This is a genomic window from Neptunicoccus sediminis, from assembly GCF_001719615.1.
Classification (GTDB): domain Bacteria; phylum Pseudomonadota; class Alphaproteobacteria; order Rhodobacterales; family Rhodobacteraceae; genus Amylibacter; species Amylibacter sediminis.
Genome location: NZ_MDVX01000021.1, coordinates 22012 through 43197, shown reverse-complemented (window position 1 = coordinate 43197; position 21186 = coordinate 22012). Strand labels below are relative to the sequence as shown.

Here is a 21186-nt window from a genome sequence, read left to right as displayed (position 1 = left end):
AAATCCCATGTCTATCACTCCATATCTCCCTGAACAAATTCGTCAGGGCAATGTGTTCACATGGGTCAATTCTCAGTGAAAATTTTGTAGGCTACCGGGTCACTTCTCAACGGAAATCAACAGTGCGAGCCAATGCTGACCTTTTGAAGCGCGATGCCGAGGCGTATTTTGACGATGTTGAGCGGTACTTCCGTTGCCTGGATCAGGAGCGACGGGAGGTTTTTGAGCAGGCCCGCGAGGTCAGTGAAGACCATGCGCGCGTTCTGGAGTTCCTGGATGACATGAGAAATTGATACCCGTCATCGCATAAAGAAAACGGCCTTTCGAAAAGGCTGTATCGAAGGTGGGAAAGTGGACAATTCTGCTGTTCTTTCTGGGTGGAACAAGTCCCCGACCGATCGCCAATTGTGAGGCCTCAAAGTGGCAGTAAGCCAGTGTCGCTTTTGGTTCGGCGCGGTCATCGGTCAAATGAGTACAGAGTAAAGCCGCTAGGACTGATAGTCGTATCGCCAAGCTGCTCCGAATTCAAAAGGGTGGGCGACCGCTAGCAGCGCTCAATCGTAGCACCTGGCAATCATCAGCCGTCGTCGTCTTTTCTGGAAACCCGCCCAAGTCTTGAGAGCATACGTGCCCACTCATCTACATCGGTGGAGAGCCGAGCTGCGGGTTCGGAACGTGGCTTGTGGGTTTTTCTGGCTGATTGCGAAACCGAATTGCCAGACAGGGTTCCAGATGAACGTGGGCGCTTCTTGGCGCGTGCATGTGGTTGCGGCTTCCGAGCCTTTTGAGGTTTGCTACCTGCGGTTCGTTTCTTTTGCCTAACCGGTTTTTCTTGGGAGACGCCGGATAGGGCAATCAGAAAAAAGGCAAGGCGAGGTGTCCAAAGCGAGCCATCAGCAGTCGTACGGCCGGTTTCATTCAAATAGTGAGAAACAAGTTTGGGCCCCACGATTCCCTTTTTGGCGAAATCTTCGAGGGTTGACCTCAATGTGCCTGAAGCCTTAGCAGTTATGCCGCTTCCCGACCCAAAGTGCCTTCTTTCGGATGGCATTAGCTCTGAAACCTCACCAGGAAGTTGGCTAGGATCGATATCCTTTTCCAGCGCTTCGAAGTTTACAAGCCGGTCACCGTTGACAACGGTAGTGTCTTCAAGTGACTGCGGGTGGAGAAATGAGAAAGTCTGCCTACGGCGACTGACGAGGTCACCTTCAACCAAAAGCGGCTGGTCACAGTAGATGAAAAAACGATGTTTCTGGTGATTTTGGCTTGAAAGGTCTTCAATCTGAACGTCCATGCCGAAGTTAGCGAAGTGGACTTCAACAACCACCGCAAGCTTCCAGGAATCTCTTCTCGCTTTCCGGCCTACAGGTAGTATTCTCTGTTCGATTTTTTGTTCGGCACCGAGAATTTCTTTGATTTCGGCAACTGGTCGACTGGAGGGGCGAGTACGCACAGAGCCAGAGGCAGTGCGCTCGTTGTCCGTGCAAGGGTGCTTCGCCCAAGGTTTCCCGAGTTCATCAAAGAATACACGGCCGCCGTGTTCATTGGCATAAAAATAGACGGGCTGACCGCAGACGGGGCAGAATGCATTGGGATTCACGAAGCAGCGAGAGTAGCTTGTTGCGCCGTAGCCTTTCAGCGTTTGCGTCGCTTGACGCTTTTCATAATCGGAATAGACCGGCTGAGGGGACTTTGTTGCTGGCGCGGCGGAGACGCCTCCACCGTTTCGGTTGCCTCCGCCGACGCACCATCCGCATGTGCACCATGGGTAATGATTGTGTCCTGTCAATTTAACACCAATATGGTTTTGGTAATTTCCGTAGACTGAACCAATATTGCGCCGTTAGGTAGCCCTTTTCCCATTTACTAAGAGCCTCAAGCCGCGGAACAAGGCGACGTTACTTTCCAACGAACGTAATGTTTGATTTGGGCGGCTAGACCGGCGCGTGCGCGTGAAGCATGGATCCGTTCTGGCGAGCGCACTTTGTACGGCATTCAGCCGCTAGCCGCGTTTTGCGCCAAGGTTCGGTTCAGTAGCCTGATTTTGGAAGCTTGGCGGCTTGCTTGAGCCGTCTACATAAAGCGCGGCCTGCGTCTCGCCGTTATCCCACTGATACAGCAGACCGATTTCTTCGCCTGTTTGGATGCATGAAATACGACCGATGGCTTCGGCCTTTGAGCGAAAACTCTCAAGTTTGGGCAAAACTAGCCCCTCTCGTTAAACAATTCCTTGGGATCGACCTCGAGAGCATCCGCGATACGCTCCAGAACATCGATTGACGCTGAATTTTTGGCGAGTTCAATCTCGCTGATATAGCTGCGATCTACATCCGCAGCCAACGCTAGCTGTTCTTGGCTCAATCCTCTGGAACTTCTTAGATTCCTGACATTTAACCCTACTCGTTCCCGTAATTTCATGGCCTCTATTCGGCCAGATCACAAGAACCGCTCTACGGAATATATTCCACAAAACGCGCGCGAACATCATAAACCCTATGCTCGCATATGGTGTGAAGCTCCGGGTTGGAGGTAGTGTATCAATAATGCAGTATCGTTATCATGAGGCATTTATTGATATGTGGTCCAGACTTATCAGAAATTGGAGCGCCGGAGCTGTCGTGGCTCTGCTTTCAACCGTGGCACCGCAGGCGGCAAAGGCCTATCAGGTCGATTGCGCCATTCTGCTTTGCCTGGCTGGTGGGTGGCCCGCGTCCGCAGAATGTGCCCATGCCCGGGCCGTTTTTATCCGCCGGATCACGCCCTGGCCGATTGAACCGCCGTTGCAAATCTGGCGTTGCCCGATGGGTGTTTCTGAACGTGCGCCCCTGCAAAGCATGGCCCCTAAAATCTGGGAGGCCAGCAACCAAAATGGTCAGACACTCGGCCAAGTCATTCTGGCTCAGGTGGTTGAAGGCGGTGCCGATATCGACATCAGCGGTCTGGAATTCGATTTCGTGCGCTCGATCCGTGTCTGGGATGTTCGGCACTACAGCCATCGCGAACGTGGTCGCGACGATGATTGTTCTGAGAGTTACAGCATGCGCCTCGGGACCTACGGCACCCAGGGCAAATTCGGCTGGCAACGCACGACACCAGCCGCCGCCCCGCAATGGGTTCTGCCGTCACGGCGCTGTTCATCATCAAATTGGCGAAGAGGAGTCGGTGTCGAATGGGAAGATCACGAGGGCAACCACGGATATGAGTGGGTGGCCTACTAAGGCCTAGTGCCCCTTTTTCCGTTCCCGTTTTGCCGTTTGGTGACTTGTGCTGTTGTTCGACAAAGAGGGAAGGAAGAGCACCCAAGGAAAGGTTCGTCGTTTTGCCCCAGTCGGAGAACCATGGTGCCTTGATTGCATGTTGGGCATTTCGCCCCTTCAGCTATGGGGTCTTTTAGTCGAATGGATTTCACCGATGAAGCACTGCTTCTACCAACCGAAAGTAGTCGCTTGGTATAATCACATTCTGGATGCGCGCTGCACCCTTCGAACGGCCCAAATCGCCCGTTCCTTTGACTTAGTGTGCCAGCCCCGCATTTTGGGCAGACTTTCAACGTAGTCTTTTCGCTTTTGATCTCGGTATGCCCGTCTTTGGCGAGCTCGACGACAAATCTCGAAGGCTTGTCTTGCAATGTGTAGATGCGCGTTTGTCGGCGGGCGCGTGTCAGGGCAACATAGAAAAGGCGGCGCTCCTCAGCCAGCGGGAAGTCATCGGGCTCTGGCATCGCGAGCTGCAATGCAGGGTCGTCAACGATTTGGCTTGGAAAACCCATCAGGCCTTCAGTGACGTTGAGAAGCATCACATAGTCAGCCTCGAGGCCTTTTGCTGCATGGGCAGTAGAGTAGCTGAGCTCAAGTTGATCGCCATAGGCGCGCTTCCAACTGTTCAAGCTGGCGGGCTTATCCTTGTGATAACGGCCCAAGAGCATGATGGTAAGCTTGTTGCCGTCGGGAACGTCAAGCTGGCCATTTTTGGCAGCACCATGCAGCTGCTTAAGATCTTTCTCGATGCGCTCAAGAGCACCACTCATCGTCTCAGCTGCAAATGTATGGAGTCCGGCTCTTTCATAAGTGTTGGTGGTTACAACGGTCTTTCTTATTTGGATGGGATTCTTCTGGATGAAGTCGCTGGACGCTTCGCACAAAACCTGAGGGCATCGGAACGTTTTGCTTAGTGTGAGCTGTGTGGCATTCGGGAATGTTCGCTCGAAACCGGTCATGACAGAAATATCGGCACCAGCGAAGCGGTTGATCCCTTGCCAGTCATCGCCAACAACGCACAAGCTCGAGGAGGTCCCCGCGCTTTCTATGAGGGCTTTGAGTAAACGTAACTTTGCTTGAGAAACATCCTGAAACTCGTCCGCAAGAACCATGTTGAAGGGGCTTTGATATGTCCCTTCTTTCAAGTGCTTGATCGCATCGAGCAACATGTCATCGAAATCGATGCAGTTTTCGACAGCAAGACGCCGTTGCCATTCCTCGGCGATTCTTTCGTAGAGTTTAACGAAGCGCGTAAGTCGGTCGCGGTGGCCACGCTCATGATCAGCAATCTTCTGGCGCAAGCCCCTCGGGCTCAATCCATTGCTTTTGACATGCTGCTGGAAAGCACGGATCGTCGAGGCTAGTTGCTTGGTTGGAATTGGCTCTTGGCCGGTGGATTTGCGGTTTTCGTCGAACTCTAGAACTTCGCCGTGTTTCTCCAGTTCGGCTTTCAGCCGATCCAAGTCGTTACCGTTTCGCAAGCCATGCGAGGTGGTTTCGAATAGCTGGGTTCCTTTTTCGTCGTGTAGCGCCCTTTTCCAGAGGACACCGGAGACATAGTCGCCGGAAAAATGGGCCGGTGCCTTGCCATGCGCGTCTAGCGCAAAATGCTCGTGGTAGAGGTGTAAGCGGGGGTAATAAAAGTCAGGATGGTATTGGGAGTGCGCTTCTGTGGCAGTGTCGTGTTCGTATGTTCGTTCGTACTCATATGGCACGCCGTGGTAGAAGAGAAAATCGCAGATCATGCGCTCTTCTTGGCTCTTCACCAGTTTTCCGTCTGCAGTTGGAATGCTGCCTTTACCTATGACGTCGGTTTGCGGTTGTTTGAGGTTGTCCCACTCATCAATGCCGCGACCGTAGACCGTTCTGAACAGATCCCAGTCAAGCCGGAAGCGGGGATCGCGTTGGCGAAGATCTTCTACAATTTCTGAGATGGCTTGAACGTCTTTACCTGGTTCAACCCAGTCAGCCAACCTTGGCTTTCGCCCGGTGCTCTTTCCGATTACCTCCAGGCCGAAAGCATTGAATGTCTTTACATTAATGCGTTGGACATTGGGAAAATCACCAAGGCGTTCTTTGATACGAGCTTCCAGTTCTTCCTTTACAGATCGGTTGAACGCAAGAATCAAAATCTCCTCAGGTGGGACCAAGCCTTCCTTTAGGGCATACCCGACACGTGCAACGATAGTTGATGTTTTACCGGATCCTGCGGCGGCAACGATTTGAAGCGCGTTGTCCATGCAGATACAGCAATCCATTTGTTCATCGGTGAGCGGGTTCCGCTCGATTGACGAAAAAAAATCGCTCAACCGTTCTTTCTGTTTTTTGCCAAAAGCGGCGTTGGCCGCATCAAACTCCTTTGCAAGTGCCTTCTGAAAATGCGGATACTGCGAAGTGGGTTCAGCTTCTTCGCGCCCGTTCTTAAATGGTGGAAAGCGTCGGACAATGTTCTCGGCTTCACCTTTGGGGATCCATCTGTTCGGTTCAATGGATGTTGACCAAGCGCTGCGCCAATCTGAATACTCTGAACTGGGCCCAATTGCTGGGACTCTCTTTGGAACGACCCTCCTTGAAGGGGGGGGGCGCTCCACTTCTTGGTCGCCAACGCCCCAGCCATTGATTTTGTTGAACCAGCTACCCAACGCCACTGTGATAGCAAGAACATGCGGCATAGCCGCGATCAAACAAATTGGATTGAGGCAAAAGCCGAAGAATAGAAGTTGATTGAGGACCATCACAACTATGAAGGTCCAAGTATAGGTTGAGGCAACGTGTTTCGTGCGCTGCCAAAGTGTTTTGGGCATTATTATCTCGGCAGATTCTATAGGTTAAACGTTCAATTCGCTAACCATTGCCGCCTTTCTGATTGCTCTGATGAATTGCCTCCATCCGAGCGGTAATGTCGCTCGCGATGCTCTCGTACAGCGCCGCTTGGCGCTCCCTCGCCGAGCCCGGTTTAGGCGTTCTGCGTCGTATTCTTTTGGCGAGCCAGAAGAGCAGCCGCGCCGCTGGATCCGACGTCGCATCCGGTTCTGCGGCCGGGTACTTCTCCTCAAGAGCGACGACGATTTCCTGCGACAGGCTGCGCCGGTTCAGTGTGGCATGCGTTTCCAGACGCTTCTTGAGCGCGGCAGGAAGCAAGAGTTTGAATTGGACCAAGGCTTCTTCTTTCATGATTGCATGATGGACAATATTTGTCCTCAATGATATGGACATTTTATGTCCTTTTGTTGAGGTGTAAATATGAAGACAACCCAGTTCAAACTTAACCTTCCAGCGGACGTGAAAGCCTGGCTCGAAGAGGAAGCTGTGCGGAACTTACGCTCACAGGGCGCTCAGGTGGTGTCTTGTTTGCGGGCAGCCATGTCGCGGCAAGAAGCCGTGGGTGAGAGGGCTGAAAAATGAGCCCAAGCCATATTCAGCTGATTCCAACCCCAGAGCTCGCGCTTCTCTTCGGCTACGACGAGCCGAGCGCGTCCTTCTATGACTTCTGCCGTAGGACGGGTATCGCTCCGGTGCCAGGGCGGCGCGGGTGGTATGACCCGAAACTCATTCGCGCGCGATTGGATGCTGTTCAGGGCATCAGCGCGGCAGAACGCGAAGCCACTTCGCAACCGAGCCTCGTTGCACAGCGGAGAGCACGCCGTGCCCAGAAGTAACCTTCCCAAGGGCGTCCACCGTGTCCGACGAAAGGTTGTGTCCGGTGTTCGCTACCATTTCTATGCTTGGCGGGGCGGCCCCAAATTTTGGGAAGGGACGGACCCAAACCCAAAAGAACCCGAATTCTTCCATGCGTTTTCGCAATGCGGTACGCCCGTGAGCTCGGCCGAATATCTGACGACTCACTTGGTCGACGATTTTCTGTCCAGCGCGTCCTTGCCCAAGGCTGAGCGTTCAAAGGCTGATATCCGCAAATGGCTGGAGTTGTTCCGCGAGGAGTTCGGTGCCGATCCTGTCGCGATGTTCGAAGAGCGTGCCTCAAGGGGCGAGGTTAACAATTGGCGCAAGAAGTGGCTTCATTCGCCCAAGCAGCACGATATGGCGGGCACCCATGCGACGCGCGTCCTCAATTGGGCGGTGGAAGAGGGGAAACTGAAAGAGCATCACTGCCACAAGCTCAAGAAGCTCTACCAATCGAACCGCACAGAAATCATCTGGACGAGCGGCGACATAGCCCAGTTCAATAAACATGCACCCAAGTGGGTCCAAAGGATCCTGACCGCCGGATGCGAAACCGGCTTGCGAGCGGCCGATTTGGTTCAGGTCAAAATGGACCAATTCGAAGACACGCCGCACGGCAAGCGCCTTCGTTTTAGGACCAGTAAGCGCGGCCAGATCGCATATATCCCGGCCACATCGGCACTTGAGAAATTGATCGCGGAGACGCCGGAAGGCCAAGAGGTGCTGCTGGTTTCAGAGCTTGGTAGGCCTTTGACGGCCCGTTGGGCGTCGAACCAGATCACCAAGTGGCGGCGCGAAGCTCAGATCCCCCCTTGGATCGACGGCAGGGAGAAGACTCTGTCTGACACACGCGGGACGGCGGCGACAAGATTGCTAAATGCCGATCTGTCTTTGCGCCAGATTGCGGTGCTGATGGGGTGGTCGGTTCGCTACGCGGCGCAAGTTATCGAGCATTATGCGCAGGTTAGCCCGGACGAAAGCGATGCGGTTTTGCGTAAGCTCAATCGAGCAAAATCACTGTCTCAAGACACAAAAATGTAAACGCCCCTGTAAACGCGGGGCCTCAAACACGGCAAGGAGTGATGTAAGTGATTGTTTTTAAATGGAGGCGAGTACCGGAATCGAACCGGTGTACACGGATTTGCAATCCGCTGCGTCACCACTCCGCCAACTCGCCTTTTTGAACGGGGTTGCGGGTGTGTGGTGTGGACACCCGCTTTGGTCTTCGTTCAGGGGCCTTATTGCGGTTTTTTCGGGGGTTGTCCAGTCCGGTTTTGTGAATGGAGCGCAGCTTTATGCCTTGGGATTGAAACCTGACCCTTCGGGCCGTGGCATTGGGTCGGACGGCTCTTTTCGGGGTGGGCGATTCTCATTCTCAGCGACGCGATTCCCGGCGCTGTCGGGACAAATGCGGCAGGAATGTGGGGGTGTCTCTGGATTGTGTCGCAATCAGGGAGAAGGGCGGTGTCCAATTCCTTTTTGTTGACGCTCCGTGAACAAACCTGTGCCAAATCTACAGGCAATACTTGGAAAAATCTGTTATAAATTCCACATGAGGGCTGTTCGTAGGGCCGCCGTTCTCCGGTTTGGCGGGCGGCGGATGTTTTGTTCTGACAGATCACAAAATGCGTCGGATGCGCTGCGGGCTTTGGTTCGGAGCGGTGAGAATAGGGTGAGGGATGGCGAAGTCCATTATGATCCAGGGGGCTGGATCGAACGTTGGTAAGTCCATGATCGTGGCCGGATTGTGCCGCGCTTTTGTGCGACGGGGATTGAAGGTATTGCCTTTCAAACCCCAAAACATGAGCAATAATGCCGCCGTCACGATGGACGGCGGAGAGATCGGCCGTGCGCAGGCGCTTCAGGCGCGAGCCTGCAACGTGAAGCCCCACACAGATATGAATCCGGTTCTTTTGAAACCGGAAACCGAAACCGGCGCACAGGTGGTGGTTCAGGGCAAACGTGTGACGACCCTCAAGGCCAGAGATTACGGAAAGATGAAGGCGCAATTAATGCCACGGGTGCTGGAGAGCTTTCACCGGCTCTGCGCCCATGCGGATATTGTGCTGGTGGAAGGGGCGGGCAGTCCTGCGGAGGTCAATCTGCGCAAGGGAGATATTGCCAATATGGGATTTGCGCGGGCTGCGGATGTGCCGGTGATCCTGACCGGCGACATTGATCGGGGCGGGGTTTTAGCACAGTTGGTGGGCACCCACGTACTGCTGGACGCCGATGACAACGCTTTGATCAAAGGTTTTATCATCAACAAGTTTCGCGGTGATCCGACCCTGTTTGACGAAGGGTTGCAGGTTGCAGTGGATCACACCGGATGGCACGGGCTGGGGGTTTTGCCTTGGTTCAAGGATGCCGGAAAACTGCCGGCCGAAGATGCCGCGGATATTCATAGTGGCGGGGAAGGGGCGTTCAAAATTGCCGTTCCGAAACTGTCGCGCATCGCAAATTTCGACGATCTTGACCCGTTAAAGCTGGAGCCAGGCGTGTCGGTGGTGATCGTCGAGCCGGGGCAGCGTTTGCCGTCGGATGCGGATCTTGTGCTGATTCCGGGAAGCAAATCCACCATCGGTGATCTTGCCTATATGCGCGAACAGGGCTGGGATGCCGACCTGATGAGCCACGTTGAGCGGGGCAAACAGGTGCTTGGCATTTGCGGCGGCTATCAGATGCTGGGACAGACGATCATGGACCCCGAAGGCATCGAAGGGCCGGCGGGGGAAGTGCAAGGCTTGGGGTTGCTGGATGTCTCTACCTTGATGACACCACACAAGCGGCTTGCCTCGGTGGTCGGGAGCGACATTGGCTCCGGCTCGGGCGTTTCGGGCTATGAAATTCACATCGGTGAGACATCGGGGCCGGATTGCGGGCGTCCGTGGCTTGAAATTGACGGGCGCGAAGAGGGGGCGACCTCGGCGGACGGTCTGGTGCGCGGGTGTTATGTGCACGGTCTGTTCATCGCGGATGAGTTCCGGCGCGGTTATCTCGCGACGATGGGGGTAACGCCGGGCAATCTGGTCTATGAGGATGTGGTGGATGAAACGCTGGACGCGTTGGCCGATCACATAGAGGCCCATCTGGATGTCGAGATGATCTGGATGCTGGCGGCGGATGTGGCTGAGCCGGAGTAGACCGGAAGGCGGGCAGGGGGCCAAGGCAAAGCGGCCCCCGTGCCAGAGATCAGGGTTTGCGTTTTATTCAAACTCGCGAGAGGCAAGGGCGCGGTGGATTTCGCGCCGGACCAGTTTGCGCACGTTGCGAGTGATCCGGTCGCCCAGTTCCCCCTGAAGTTCGGAGCGGACCATGTCAGAAACCATTTCCCGCAGCGCCTCTTCGTCAAGGAAACCGTCTTCCCCTTCGGTGTAATCGACAGGCTCGTCGAACAGGGCGCTGTCCGCGTGGGGCCGGCTTGGGGCTGGATCCTGCGGTTCCTTTTCTTCGCTAACGGGATCGGCGCGGTCGATGAAGGGCTCTGCCTTTGAAGGAGCCTCTTTCACCGTTTCCTGTGGCTCGAACGTGTCTTCGGATTGGTCAAAGTCGCGCGGCTGGGCAGCGGATTGCGTCGGGAAATGCGCGTCGTCCTCTGCGCTTCGCGCTGTGTGATCCGCCTCATCCCCGTCAAAACGGTCCAGTTCGTCGTCTTCACCGGCTTCGGCTTCGACAAAATCAAAGCTGACGATGCCTTCCATCACTTCACGGACGGGGGCATCCTGAGGCACGTCTTCGCCGGTTTCTTCCTGTCCGCAAAAGGCTTGCGGGGCCGGGTCCTGGGATTGCGCCTGATGGGGCGGCTCGGCGCGGTTGGCTGAAAGCGGCGGTTCGTTCCGGGTATAGTCCCGTCTTGGCAGGTCGAGCCGTTCCAGCGCACGTTCGGCAGCAGCCTCCTGCTCCGCTGTCGGGGTGCTCTCGGGAACGGATTGCGGAAAGGTTTGGGGGCGACGCGGCGCGGCGCCGACCAGCTCTGCCATTTGTGCGGCAGGGTCGTCGTAATCGCCGCCGGAGTTTTCCCCGTCTTCCTCTCTGCCCTGTACCTCTACAGCGCGGGCAATTTCCTCTTTAGAGGCTTCCACGGCTTCGGCCATAACAAGGGATTCGATGTCGGCAATGCGTTGTTCGATTTCTGCAGCGACCGGCGTTGGAGACAGCGCCTCGCTAACCCGCAGAGACGGCGTCAGGACCAGCTTGTCGGGACCCTTCGGTGTATCGGGTTGTCGCGTCTCTGCATCGGTTGATTTCTGGGATGCCGCAGGGGTTTTCGTGTCCGGAGCGCTGCGCGCCTCTTCTGATACGAGCCTGCGGATAGACGATAGGACGTCTTCGACATCCATCTTTCTGCCTGTTTCGGACATTTATCCACTCCTTTTGCCTCGGCTCGGAGTTTACTGGCGAACGCGGATTCGGGCAACTGCTGACTAACTGTCAGTTGCCGTTTCTTTTTTTCAGCTTTTCAAACAGTTTGATGCGTCTGTCACCCAGAATGCCAAGTTGCTTGCGATTGGAGGCAGCGGTGTTCACGTCCGGATTGTAGATCGGCACGCCAAGGCCAAGATGTTCCGCAGTGAGCAGCCCCATCTCTGCGAGCACCTGATATTGCGCCACATATTGATCGCGGATCGCGGTCACAAGCTGGGAACGCGCTGAGAGCAGTTCCTGCTCTGCATCAAGGGCGTCCAGCGTGGTCCGCGCGCCAAGCTTGGCCTCTTCACGCACACCGTCAAAAGCGACTTGGGCGGCGCGTACCTGCTCGCGGTTGGACTGGATAGAGGCACTGGCCACTTGCCAGTTTGTATAGGCGTCCCGCAGACCCTGACGGGTCAGGTAGCCGGATTGCTGCACGTTGGACAGCGCCTGCTGCAACAGGGCCACGTCGCGGCGGCGGTTGCTGTTCAAGCGGCCCCCTTGATACAGGGTCCATTGACCGACGATGCGGGCGTTCAGTTCTTCGGTGGTCAGATCACTGTTACCGGCCCGCCCTCCGAAATCATAACTAAGCTGGCCGCTTACGTTCGGATGGCGGTTTTTGGTTGTGGCTTCGGCAGTCAGTTCCGCAGCTTTCGCGTTGAACTGGGCCTGCATGATGCGGGGATGTTTGCGCAGGGCAACCGCTTCGGCCTTTTCGGGGGAACCGGGCAGGACCGGCGCGGGGGGCGGATTGCGCAGGTCGCGGGGCGGCGTGCCGACCACGGCGGTATAGGCGCTTGCAGAGCGGCGCAGGTTGCCACGGTTGGTTTCAAGCTGGGAACGCGCGGCGGCAAGGCGGGCCTCGGCCTGTGCCACATCGGTGCGGGTCACTTCACCCACTTCAAAGCGGTCTTTGGCGGCGCGGACCTGTTCGCCCAGAACGCGGACGTTGTTTTGGGCAAGGCGGACAAACTGCTGGTCGCGGCGCACGTTCATAAAGGCCTGAACCGTATCAAACAGCACGAGTTGCTCTACTTGCAGCAGGGCCTGCCGTCCGGCCAGAATAGCCATGCGGGCTGCCTCAACGCCAAGCCTGTCGGCCCCGCCGTCAAAAAGCTGGATGGTCAGTTGCGTGTTGTTGTTCCACACGGTTGTCGGATTGCGCACAGCGCTCGGGTCATTGAAATCGGACTGGCGCCCGATTGTCAGCGTGTTCGTCAGCGTCGGCAGCAGGTTGGCCCGCGCCGAGATGACGCCTTCATCTGTTGCCCGTAGTGCGGCCTGCTGTGCGAGGATCTGCGGGTTGGTCAAATAGGCCTGCACCAGCGCATCCGCGAGCGTTGTCGCGTGGGCGGGAAGGGATGAAAGAGTAATCGCAAAGGCGATTCCGGTAAGCTTAAGGCGTCCAAACATGGTCTATCCTGTCTCTCTTGCACCTTTTCTAACCGGATGCACTGCACCTAGCCGAAGGTGAATTCCTGCTCTTTGTTGAACCCCGGCAGGATCGGCGCAGTTGCGTCAAATGCGTTGCGCCAGTCAATACCGTGGTCGTGCTTGTACCCGATCTTGCAATGACCGGTGTTACCCGACTGACGGATCGCGATGATCCGGCCACCCGGTTTTAATTGGTCGGTGATTTCCGCAGGGATTTGCTCTGCGGCGCCTTGCAGCATGATGACACAATAGGGGCCGTGTTTGGGGGCGCCCTTGGTCAGTTCAGCCTGCTCCACCATGACGTTATCTACACCGCTGCCAGACAGCAGTTCGGCAGCTTCCTGTGCCATTTGTTCATCCGGTTCAACCGCGACGACAGCTTCTGCCATACGTGCGATGACCGCGCTGGAATAGCCAAAGCCACATCCCAGATCGAGCACCAGTTCTGTGGGCTGGATATTCGCAAGGTCCAGCATCTTGGCAAAGGTGCGCGGGTCCAGCAGCACACGACCGGGGGCAAGGTCAATGTGTTCGCCCATATAGGCGATGCCCCGTTTGGCTGTTGGCACGAATTCCTCACGCTCGACCGTCAGAAGCGCGTCGATGATCGGATATTTGGTCACATCGGACGGGCGGACCTGACAATCCACCATAGTGGTGCGGGCGGCTGAGAAATCAGTCATGGCAAAGCCTTCGTGCTGGAACTGCGTATAGTTGAATCGTGTAGTGCCACAATCGTCAAGGGGCTGCAACGCAGTCCTTGCGAAATTCGGGTTATCCGCCCGCAGCTGTTGCCGCTTCACTATAGCCGGACAGCGGGCGCGACGATCCGGTAGAGATATGCATCGCCTCTCCGGGCTTCTGCCCGAGCACGCGTGGCGCACGCAGCAGGAAGAACTTTCCAATGCCCGCATTGGCGCCCATCGCAGGGGCGTTGCGGTCGGTGGGAAAGCGGGATTTCCAGCCTTCGGGCAGGGTCAACCCGTGGTCTTCGGCCTTGTCACACATCCAGACCAGCGGGATGTTGGCCAGCGGTCGCGCGTGGGGATAGCGGTAGACATGGCCGCCCACATCGCCGTGGGCGCCGCGAAACCAGACCTGCTCCAGATGGCCGGACCAGCCCGGTTCGGTGTCCCACATCACGGGGGCATAGGCACGGCGGTCCTCGTCAAGCGCCAGCGCCTGATACCCTGCCTTGACCGAGCCGCCAATCGTGGTGCTGTGAAATTCGGTAGCCATCGGCGCAAGATAGGTGAGCAGGGGATACTGGATGCCAAGCGCCTTTACCGTATCCCAGACGCCGATCATCTCTATCGGGGTGTCAGGGTGGCAGTGAATGGACTTGAAGGCGGCGCGGGCCTGTGAGGTGGATTGGGATTCATACAGCCGGAAAGCAAAGCGCAGATTGGCTTTGGTCACATTGGTCTGCCGCACCAGCCCGACGCGCCCGATCATCCCCGCAATAGAGCGCACCGCATAGGCCCCACGGGAATAGCCGAACAGGAATATCCGGTCGCCCGGCTGGTATTGCGCGGCAAGCTGGGCGTAACCGTCAAAAATAAGCTGGTTAATCCCCCAGCCCGAGGCAATCGTTACCCAGTTGCGAAAACCGTGTCCCTGAATGCCCGGATGATACCAGATCGTTGCGTTTTGCGGGTCATGGGCTTGCAGCAGCAGTTTGTAGAGCAGGCCTGCGTTGGTTTCTTCCCCGTCCGCGAGACGGCTTTGGGTGCCGTCAATGATCAGGATATGGGACTTTGGCTCTCGCTCGGGGGGCGGCGGTAATTCGGTGCGGCGGGGGAAGCGCAGCTTGGACTTCAGCTGCGTGACCAGTTTGCCCCAAAAGCCCTCTGCGCCGTTGCTCTGCTTCATCCCTTGCCTGCCTCCTTCTGTCTCAAACCGCTTTCACCTCCAAGCTTTCATTTGCTGCCGGATCAATCCGCCTGTTGCAGCCATTCCCACATACGCAGCGGCGTGACGGGCATGTCAACCTGCCGGATACCCCGATCCCACAGTGCATCCTGCACCGCGTTCATCACGGCGGCCATCGCACCAACGGTTCCCGCCTCTCCGCAGCCCTTCATGCCGATCTCATTGGCGGTGGAGGGCACCAGTTCGGTATGAAACGCCATCGTGGGAATGTCACGGGCGCGGGGCATGCCGTAATCCATGAAACTGCCTGTCAGTAACTGTCCGGTTTCATCATAAATCGCATGTTCGGTTATGGCCTGACCAATGCCCTGTACCACGCCGCCGTGAACCTGACCTTCGGCCAGCATCGGATTGATCAGCAGGCCGAAGTCATCAACAATCGTATATTTCACGACCTGAGTGTGTCCGGTATGCGGGTCGATTTCCACCTCGCAGAAGTGGGCACCGTTGGGATAGCTGCGGGCGGGCAAGTCGTATTCAACGGAATGATCCAGCAGTTCGTTCTGTCCGGACTCTCGGGCTTTGCTCACCACATCGGGCAGGGTAATCCGCCGGTCCGTGCCGATAATTGCAAAGGCGCCCTTGTCAAAGATCACATCCTGCGGGTGGACTTCCAGTTCGTCACTGGCCAGCGGTTTCAGCCGTTCAATCATCAAATCAGAGGTTTTATAGATGGAATTGCCCTGCATCGTGACAGAGCGTGACCCACCCGTACCGCCTCCCGCGGGGATCGCGTCGCTGTCGCCCTGAATGATGCGCACTTTGGCCGGATCCCATCCGGTTTTCTCGCACAGCAGTTGCGTATAGGCGGTTTCGTGGCCCTGTCCGTTGCTTTGGGTGCCCACATAAAGGTTCAGCTGCCCGTCTTCGGCAAATTCGATCCGCGTGGTTTCCTGCGGCGCGCCGAGGATGCTTTCGATGTAAAAACACAGCCCTAACCCGCGCAATTTGCCTTTCGCAGCGCTGGCCTGCTGGCGGGCGGCAAAGCCTGCCACATCCGCTTCGGTTTCGGCCCGTGTCAGCACGCGGTCGAAATCGCCCACGTCATATAGCTCTCCGGCGGCTGTTTTATAAGGCATCTGCTCGGCACGGATGAAACTGCGGCGGCGCAGGTCGGAGGGGTCCAGCCCGAAGCGGCGTGCAGCATGGTCAAACAACCGCTCCAGCACGTAAATCGCCTCGGGCCGTCCGGCGCCGCGATAGGCATCAACCGGCGTGGTGTTGGTGTAAATGCCGCGCACCCCGAAATAGGCGTTCTGCACGTCATACACACCGGGAAAGACTTTCAGTGCCAGTTCGGACTGGATGTTCTGCCCGAAACCGGAACTATACGCGCCAAGATTGGACACGGCGTTCACCCGCAACGCCACCAGTTTGTAGTTTTCGTCAAAACCCGCTTCCGCATCGGAATAAAGATCGCGGCAGGCATTGTCCGTTAGCATCGATTCACTGCGATCCGGCGTCCAGCGTACCGGCTGACCAAGGGTTTTCGCCGCAAATGCAGCGAGCAGGTATTCAGGATAGGCGTGAACTTTCATCCCGAATCCGCCCCCCACATCGGGGTTGGTGACGCGGATGTTTGCAGGGGCCATCCTGAAAGATCCCGCCAGATGCCGCTTTACGCCCCAGACCCCTTGGCCCGAGAAACAGACATGCAGGCGCTCGCCTTCCATTTCCGCATAACAGGCGCGAGGCTCCATCGAATTGGCAATCACGCGGTTGGAATGGACCCGCAGTTTCACGCGATGGGTGGCAGAGCGGAATGCAGCTTCGGTGGCCTCTGCATCACCGTGCGCCCAGTCATAGGCAAGGTTTTCCGGCGCTTCGGGATGGATTTCGGGGCCGCCGAATTCGAGTTCGGTAGTGGCGGGCAAATCGTCATAGTCCACAAGGATCATTTCCGCTGCATCGCGGGCCTGTTGCAAGGTATCGGCCACAATCACGGCGACGGCTTCCCCGACAAAGCGCACGCGGTCTGTGGCAAGGGCAGGGCGGTGGGGCACTGCAGCCGTGCGCCCGTCGCGGTTTTTGACCGGAATGGCGTTCATGGCATTCTCCATCACGCCTTCCAGATCGCCCGCCACAAAGACCCCGTGAACGCCGGGGGCGGATTTTGCCTCTGTTGTGTCAATTCCGCTCAGGTTTGCGTGGGCCATCTGCGCGCGCAGCACATACATATGCAATGCGCCCTCAGGGGCGATGTCATCGGTGTAGCGGCCGTGTCCGGTCAGTAGGCGTATGTCTTCGACGCGCGTGGCAGATTGGGAAATTCCGAACTTGGAAAACGGGGTGTTCATAAAGCACTGGCCTTTGCAATAAAGTCGTTACTGTAAGGGTATCCCTTATCGCGGTCAGGTCTAGGGCAAAGGCGCAGAAACGTTGCGGTTTAGTCTGGTTCGCGGTCCACTTGGCTTGCGAGCCGTGCCGTTCACCCTACCGGATGCCGCGCCAGCACTGCGCCCGCCGCCTCCAGTGCGCCGCTGCCGTGGGGAATGCCCAGCGCCTTGAGGCCCGTGTCCATTGTGCCAAGCGCCCCCATCAGCATCACCGGATTGAGATGCCCCATATGGGCGATGCGCAGCACGCTGTTCCATCCGGGTTCTCCCTCTTCGGCAAAGCCAAGCCCGATGCCCAGCGTCAAACCGCCCTGATGTTCGCACCAGTGGCGCAGACGGCCACATTCATCCCCGTCAGAGCGCACGGTCGTCACCGCGTGGGACCGTTTTGCCGGAACTGCAATGTTCAGCCGCAGACTGCCCCAGCGTTCTACCGCCGCCCAGACCGCTTGGGCACAGGTCTGGTGCCGCGCCCAAGCCTGTTTGATACCTTCTTCTTTCACCAGAATGTTCAGGGCTTCGCGCAGGCCGAACAGGTGATGGGTCGGTGCGGTGCCGCCGAACTGCTGGTAGAACCGCGCAGGATTGGCACGGGGATGCCAGTCCCAGTAATTCGTTACAAGATCCGCCTTTGCCTGTGCTGCTGCCGCTTTGTCGTTGAAAAAGACAAACGACATGCCTGCGGGGGTCATCAGCCCCTTTTGACAGCCTGTCACCATGACATCCACGCCCCAAGCGTCCATTTCGTGACGGTCACAGCCAAGCGAGGCAATACAGTCCACAAACAACAGGGCGGGATGTCCGGCGGCGTCCATCGCCTTGCGGATCGCGGCTATGTCGTTTTGCACCGAGGAGGCTGTGTCGGTCTGGACTGTAAACACGCCGCGGATTTCATGGCCACGGTCCGCTTTCAGCCGGTCGCAAAGCTGCTCTGGGTCAACCGCGTCCTGCATTCCGAAATCCAGCGTTTCAACGTCAATGCCCGTGCGCGTTGCCACATCCGCCCAGCCCTGCGCGAACCGCCCCGTCACCAGCACCAAGATTTTATCCCCCCGCGAACAGGTGTTGGACAGGGCCGCCTCCCAAGCGCCGTGGCCGTTGGCGATATAAACGGCGGCGTGATGGCGCGTCTGCGCCACGGTTTTCAGATCAGGGTAAAGGGTTGCCGTCATGTCGATCAAATCGCCCTCATAGATATTGGGAGAGGCGCGGTGCATTGCGTTCAACACACGGTCGGGAATGACAGAAGGGCCGGGGATGGACAATTGTGCGCGACCGAAATTGAGCGACATGAATAAGGCTTTCTTAAGAGGTCTTCAGGCAAATGGGTACTCTTGCCTATTTGAAAGGTCAAAACCAATTTATGCGTCGTTGCGGCAGGGGCGGGGGCGGGCTGTGCAAGCTGGGCATGGACAGCAGGGGTGCAGATGGTACAAGGTCGGCCCGCAGGCCAGTGGCCGCAACATGCAAAGGTCTCTATGAGCGAAGCTGAAACACCGCAGTTGAATGCACGTGCCGCCTATGGCCGCCTCTGGCGGGACTGGTTGGCACCTCACTGGCCCAAAATGGTTCTGGCTACCCTGTTCATGCTGGTGGTTGCGCTGTCCACGGCCGGCTATGCGAAGTTTATGGAGTGGGTTATCTCCGCGCTTGAGCGTAAGGACTCCAGCGTTATCTGGTGGGGTCCGGCGGGGATTATCGGCCTGACCCTTAGCAAAGGGATCGCCCATTATCTGCAACAGGTGGTGCAGAACCGTGTGCTTAGCCGTGTGCAGGCGGATATGCAGAAATACATGTATGACAGGCTGGTTTACATGGATCTGGCCTATCTGCTGGCCGAGGCCCCGGCTGCTTTGGCGGCGCGGTTTTCGGCGGATATTGAACTGGTGCGGCAGGCATCAATCACGGTGTTCGGATCGGTCCGCGATATTTTAACCCTAATCGCTGCGATTGTGGTGATGCTGTCCATCGACTGGGCTATGGCCATCGGGCTGGTTCTGGTGTTTGCACTGGCCTTTGGGCCGATTGGCATTGCGGGTGCCCGCATACGGCGCATTTCCGCAAGCACCCAGAGCGAAATCGCCCATATGACGGAATCCGTGAACGAAGGTCTAACCGGAATTCGCATGGTGCGGACCTATCAGTTGGAAGAATCTCTGAAGAAAACCTCCAACCATGTGTTTGACCGGCTGGTCGGCTTGCGGATTTCACTGGTGAAATGGCAGGCGCTGATCACGCCGATGATCGAAGTGCTGGCCGGTGTCGCCATTGCCGTGCTGCTGTTTCTGGTGGCCTGGCGGATGCAGTCGGGCGCGATTGATCTGGCCGGCTTTATCGGGTTGATCACGGCGCTGGGCGTTGCGACCAATCCGGCCCGCAAACTGGGCGGGGCCTATGCGGTAGGCTTGCAAGGCATGGCCGCGCTGGAGCGGGTTTATGCGCTTTATGACACCAGAAACGACATTGCCGACGGTAGCTTTACCTACCCCGAGGGAAGCAAACCCGAAGGGCATATCGAGTTCCGCAATGTCGGCTTTACCTATCCGGACGGCTATACCGCGCTGCATGACATCAATCTGGATATTGCAGCGGGGAAAACCTATGCCTTTGTCGGGCGTTCGGGTGCGGGGAAATCGACGATTTTCAACCTCTTGCCCCGTTTGTTCGACGCCAGCGAAGGCCATATTCTGATCGACGGTCACGACCTGACAGACCATCAGATCACATCCCTGCGCAACCAGATTTCCGTGGTCAGTCAGGACAGCGTGCTGCTGTCCGGCACGGTTCTGGAGAACATCGGTTTCGGGCGCGAAGGCGCCACACGGGAAGCCTGTATCGAGGCCGCCAAAGCCGCCGCTGCGGACGAATTCATCAGCGCCTTGCCAAAGGGCTATGACACGCGGATTGATCCCTCCAAATCCAGCTTTTCCGGCGGAGAGCGCCAGCGCCTTTCCATTGCGCGGGCCATGTTGCGGGATGCACCGATCCTGCTGCTGGATGAACCGACCTCTGCGCTGGATGCGGAATCCGAAGCGGCGATCCGCAAGGGGCTTGATGCGCTGTCCAAAGGGCGCACCACGCTTGTGATTGCACATCGTCTGGCCACCATCCTTGATGCGGATCAGATCGTTGTGTTGGATCAGGGGCGTATCGTGGATCAGGGCACCCATGACGAATTGCTCAAACGGGGCGGGATTTATGCCGATCTGTTCAATCTGCAATTCGATATGAAAGCCGAAGGGGGGCGGCGCAAGCGACCACGGTCTTTTGCGACCCGCAAGCGCAAGCGGGGGTTGATGGAAATGGTCAGCCGCTTTGTCGGGATGGGGAATTCAAACAGCCCCTTGTAGCAGGTATTGGGGCGCTGCCCCTCTGCGCTGCGCGCATTCACCCCGGGATATTTCGGGCCAGAAGAAGACTCAGCCTTTTTTGTAACGCCGTGCGAGTTCTTCCGGCGAGCGCCCGAGAAAATAGAGCGACAGGGTCACGAGATTGCTGCCGCCCCGTTTCAGCCAGCCCTCCTCGCGGTATTTCACAGCACTCGTGGTTGCGGTGGCCCTGAGCGCGGTAAGCTGGCCCCGTAGCTTTCGGGCGAGCGCGACATCCTCCATCAGCGGGATTTCCGGAAAGCCGCCGGTTTTGGTGTAAAGCGCTGTGGGCAGCAACAAGCCCTGATCACCATAGGGCAGCCCGAAAATTCTCGCGCGGAGGTTGGCCCAAGCCGCGACCAGCGTTCCGGCAACGCCTCCGGTGTCAAAGCGGAGTTTGAAATAGGCGGCATCGGTGCGGGTTTCCACATGGGAGCGCACGACCGTTGTCCAGCCTTCGCCAAGCACTGTGTCGCTGTGCAGGAACATCAGCCACGGGGTTGTGGCGCTGCGTGCTGCGCCTGCCATCTGGGTGCCGCGTCCGGCGGAGAAGTGATGCAACTGCGCACCGGACTCTTCAGCGATGTGGTCGATCCCGTCGGTAGAGCCGCCATCCGCAAAGATCACCTGATGCACCAGCCCTGCGGTCATCCCTTCATAGACGCTCGCCAGTGTCGGGCCGAGGGTTTGGGCGGAGTTCAGGGTCGGGATGATAACGGTGATGGGTGCGGGCATGGGCTGTCGGAATGGTTCTGGTCACGGCGG

16 protein-coding genes, 1 tRNA gene and 1 pseudogene are annotated in these 21186 nt (G+C 57.3%); 5 read left to right on the top strand and 13 right to left on the bottom strand.

Features of this window, described 5'->3' with window-relative positions:
* Positions 1 to 293 (top strand): annotated as a pseudogene (locus BFV97_RS18960) (hypothetical protein); the annotation flags it as partial.
* 284 nt (positions 294 to 577) lie between these two features.
* Here the strand turns inward: BFV97_RS18960 and BFV97_RS18830 are convergent.
* From BFV97_RS18830 to BFV97_RS19185, 3 genes are all read right to left on the bottom strand, one after another.
* Positions 578 to 1789, bottom strand: coding sequence for a hypothetical protein (locus BFV97_RS18830; protein WP_157888360.1), 1212 nt, complete (start codon positions 1787 to 1789; stop codon positions 578 to 580).
* 213 nt (positions 1790 to 2002) lie between these two features.
* Positions 2003 to 2203 carry a hypothetical protein gene (locus BFV97_RS16975; protein ID WP_069301589.1) on the bottom strand — a complete coding sequence of 67 codons (201 nt, stop codon included), beginning with the start codon at positions 2201 to 2203 and terminating at the stop codon, positions 2003 to 2005.
* A 2-nt stretch (positions 2204 to 2205) separates the two neighbouring features.
* Complete coding sequence (locus BFV97_RS19185) at positions 2206 to 2418, bottom strand: helix-turn-helix domain-containing protein (protein WP_055190692.1); 213 nt, start codon at positions 2416 to 2418, stop codon at positions 2206 to 2208.
* Positions 2419 to 2576: 158 nt separating this feature from the next.
* On the opposite strand from BFV97_RS19185, the gene BFV97_RS16965 reads away from it, so the two are divergent.
* The gene (locus tag BFV97_RS16965) at positions 2577 to 3218 is read left to right on the top strand and encodes a hypothetical protein (protein WP_069301594.1); all 642 of its coding nucleotides are present in this window, start codon (positions 2577 to 2579) and stop codon (positions 3216 to 3218) included.
* Here the strand turns inward: BFV97_RS16965 and BFV97_RS16960 are convergent.
* Complete coding sequence (locus tag BFV97_RS16960) at positions 3215 to 6061, bottom strand: UvrD-helicase domain-containing protein (RefSeq protein WP_069301588.1); 2847 nt, start codon at positions 6059 to 6061, stop codon at positions 3215 to 3217. The two genes, BFV97_RS16965 and BFV97_RS16960, sit on opposite strands and share 4 nt — an antisense overlap.
* A gap of 40 nt (positions 6062 to 6101) precedes the next feature.
* A complete protein-coding gene (locus BFV97_RS16955; protein WP_069301587.1) occupies positions 6102 to 6473 on the bottom strand; it encodes a hypothetical protein in 372 nt (123 codons plus the stop codon).
* A 480-nt stretch (positions 6474 to 6953) separates the two neighbouring features.
* On the opposite strand from BFV97_RS16955, the gene BFV97_RS16945 reads away from it, so the two are divergent.
* Positions 6954 to 7979, top strand: a complete 1026-nt coding sequence (locus tag BFV97_RS16945) for a tyrosine-type recombinase/integrase (protein WP_245667790.1) — start codon at positions 6954 to 6956, stop codon at positions 7977 to 7979.
* 62 nt (positions 7980 to 8041) lie between these two features.
* Here the strand turns inward: BFV97_RS16945 and BFV97_RS16940 are convergent.
* Positions 8042 to 8115 (bottom strand) — tRNA-Cys (locus tag BFV97_RS16940).
* Positions 8116 to 8617: 502 nt separating this feature from the next.
* Between BFV97_RS16940 and BFV97_RS16935 the strand changes: the two genes are divergently transcribed.
* Positions 8618 to 10081: a cobyric acid synthase gene (locus BFV97_RS16935; RefSeq protein WP_069301585.1), complete on the top strand. Its 1464-nt coding sequence runs from the start codon at positions 8618 to 8620 to the stop codon at positions 10079 to 10081.
* A gap of 63 nt (positions 10082 to 10144) precedes the next feature.
* Here the strand turns inward: BFV97_RS16935 and BFV97_RS16930 are convergent, their stop codons facing one another.
* From BFV97_RS16930 to BFV97_RS16905, 6 genes are all read right to left on the bottom strand, one after another.
* Positions 10145 to 11299: a hypothetical protein gene (locus BFV97_RS16930; RefSeq protein WP_069301584.1), complete on the bottom strand. Its 1155-nt coding sequence runs from the start codon at positions 11297 to 11299 to the stop codon at positions 10145 to 10147.
* 70 nt (positions 11300 to 11369) lie between these two features.
* Positions 11370 to 12764: a TolC family outer membrane protein gene (locus tag BFV97_RS16925; RefSeq protein ID WP_069301583.1), complete on the bottom strand. Its 1395-nt coding sequence runs from the start codon at positions 12762 to 12764 to the stop codon at positions 11370 to 11372.
* Between the two features lie 47 nt (positions 12765 to 12811).
* Positions 12812 to 13468 (bottom strand): protein-L-isoaspartate O-methyltransferase family protein, encoded by a 657-nt coding sequence (locus BFV97_RS16920; protein WP_069301582.1) that lies wholly within the window; start codon positions 13466 to 13468, stop codon positions 12812 to 12814.
* 91 nt (positions 13469 to 13559) lie between these two features.
* Entirely contained in the window at positions 13560 to 14657 is a 1098-nt protein-coding gene (locus BFV97_RS16915; protein ID WP_069301581.1) for a DUF2235 domain-containing protein, read from the bottom strand.
* Between the two features lie 62 nt (positions 14658 to 14719).
* Complete coding sequence (locus BFV97_RS16910) at positions 14720 to 17014, bottom strand: xanthine dehydrogenase family protein molybdopterin-binding subunit (protein WP_069301580.1); 2295 nt, start codon at positions 17012 to 17014, stop codon at positions 14720 to 14722.
* 131 nt (positions 17015 to 17145) lie between these two features.
* Complete coding sequence (locus BFV97_RS16905) at positions 17146 to 18345, bottom strand: pyridoxal-phosphate-dependent aminotransferase family protein (protein ID WP_069301579.1); 1200 nt, start codon at positions 18343 to 18345, stop codon at positions 17146 to 17148.
* 135 nt (positions 18346 to 18480) lie between these two features.
* Between BFV97_RS16905 and BFV97_RS16900 the strand changes: the two genes are divergently transcribed.
* Positions 18481 to 20403 (top strand): ABC transporter ATP-binding protein, encoded by a 1923-nt coding sequence (locus tag BFV97_RS16900; RefSeq protein ID WP_245667789.1) that lies wholly within the window; start codon positions 18481 to 18483, stop codon positions 20401 to 20403.
* 69 nt (positions 20404 to 20472) lie between these two features.
* Here BFV97_RS16900 and BFV97_RS16895 read toward each other — a convergent pair whose 3' ends face one another.
* Entirely contained in the window at positions 20473 to 21156 is a 684-nt protein-coding gene (locus BFV97_RS16895) for a TIGR04283 family arsenosugar biosynthesis glycosyltransferase (RefSeq protein ID WP_069301577.1), read from the bottom strand.
* Positions 21157 to 21186: the final 30 nt, after the last annotated feature.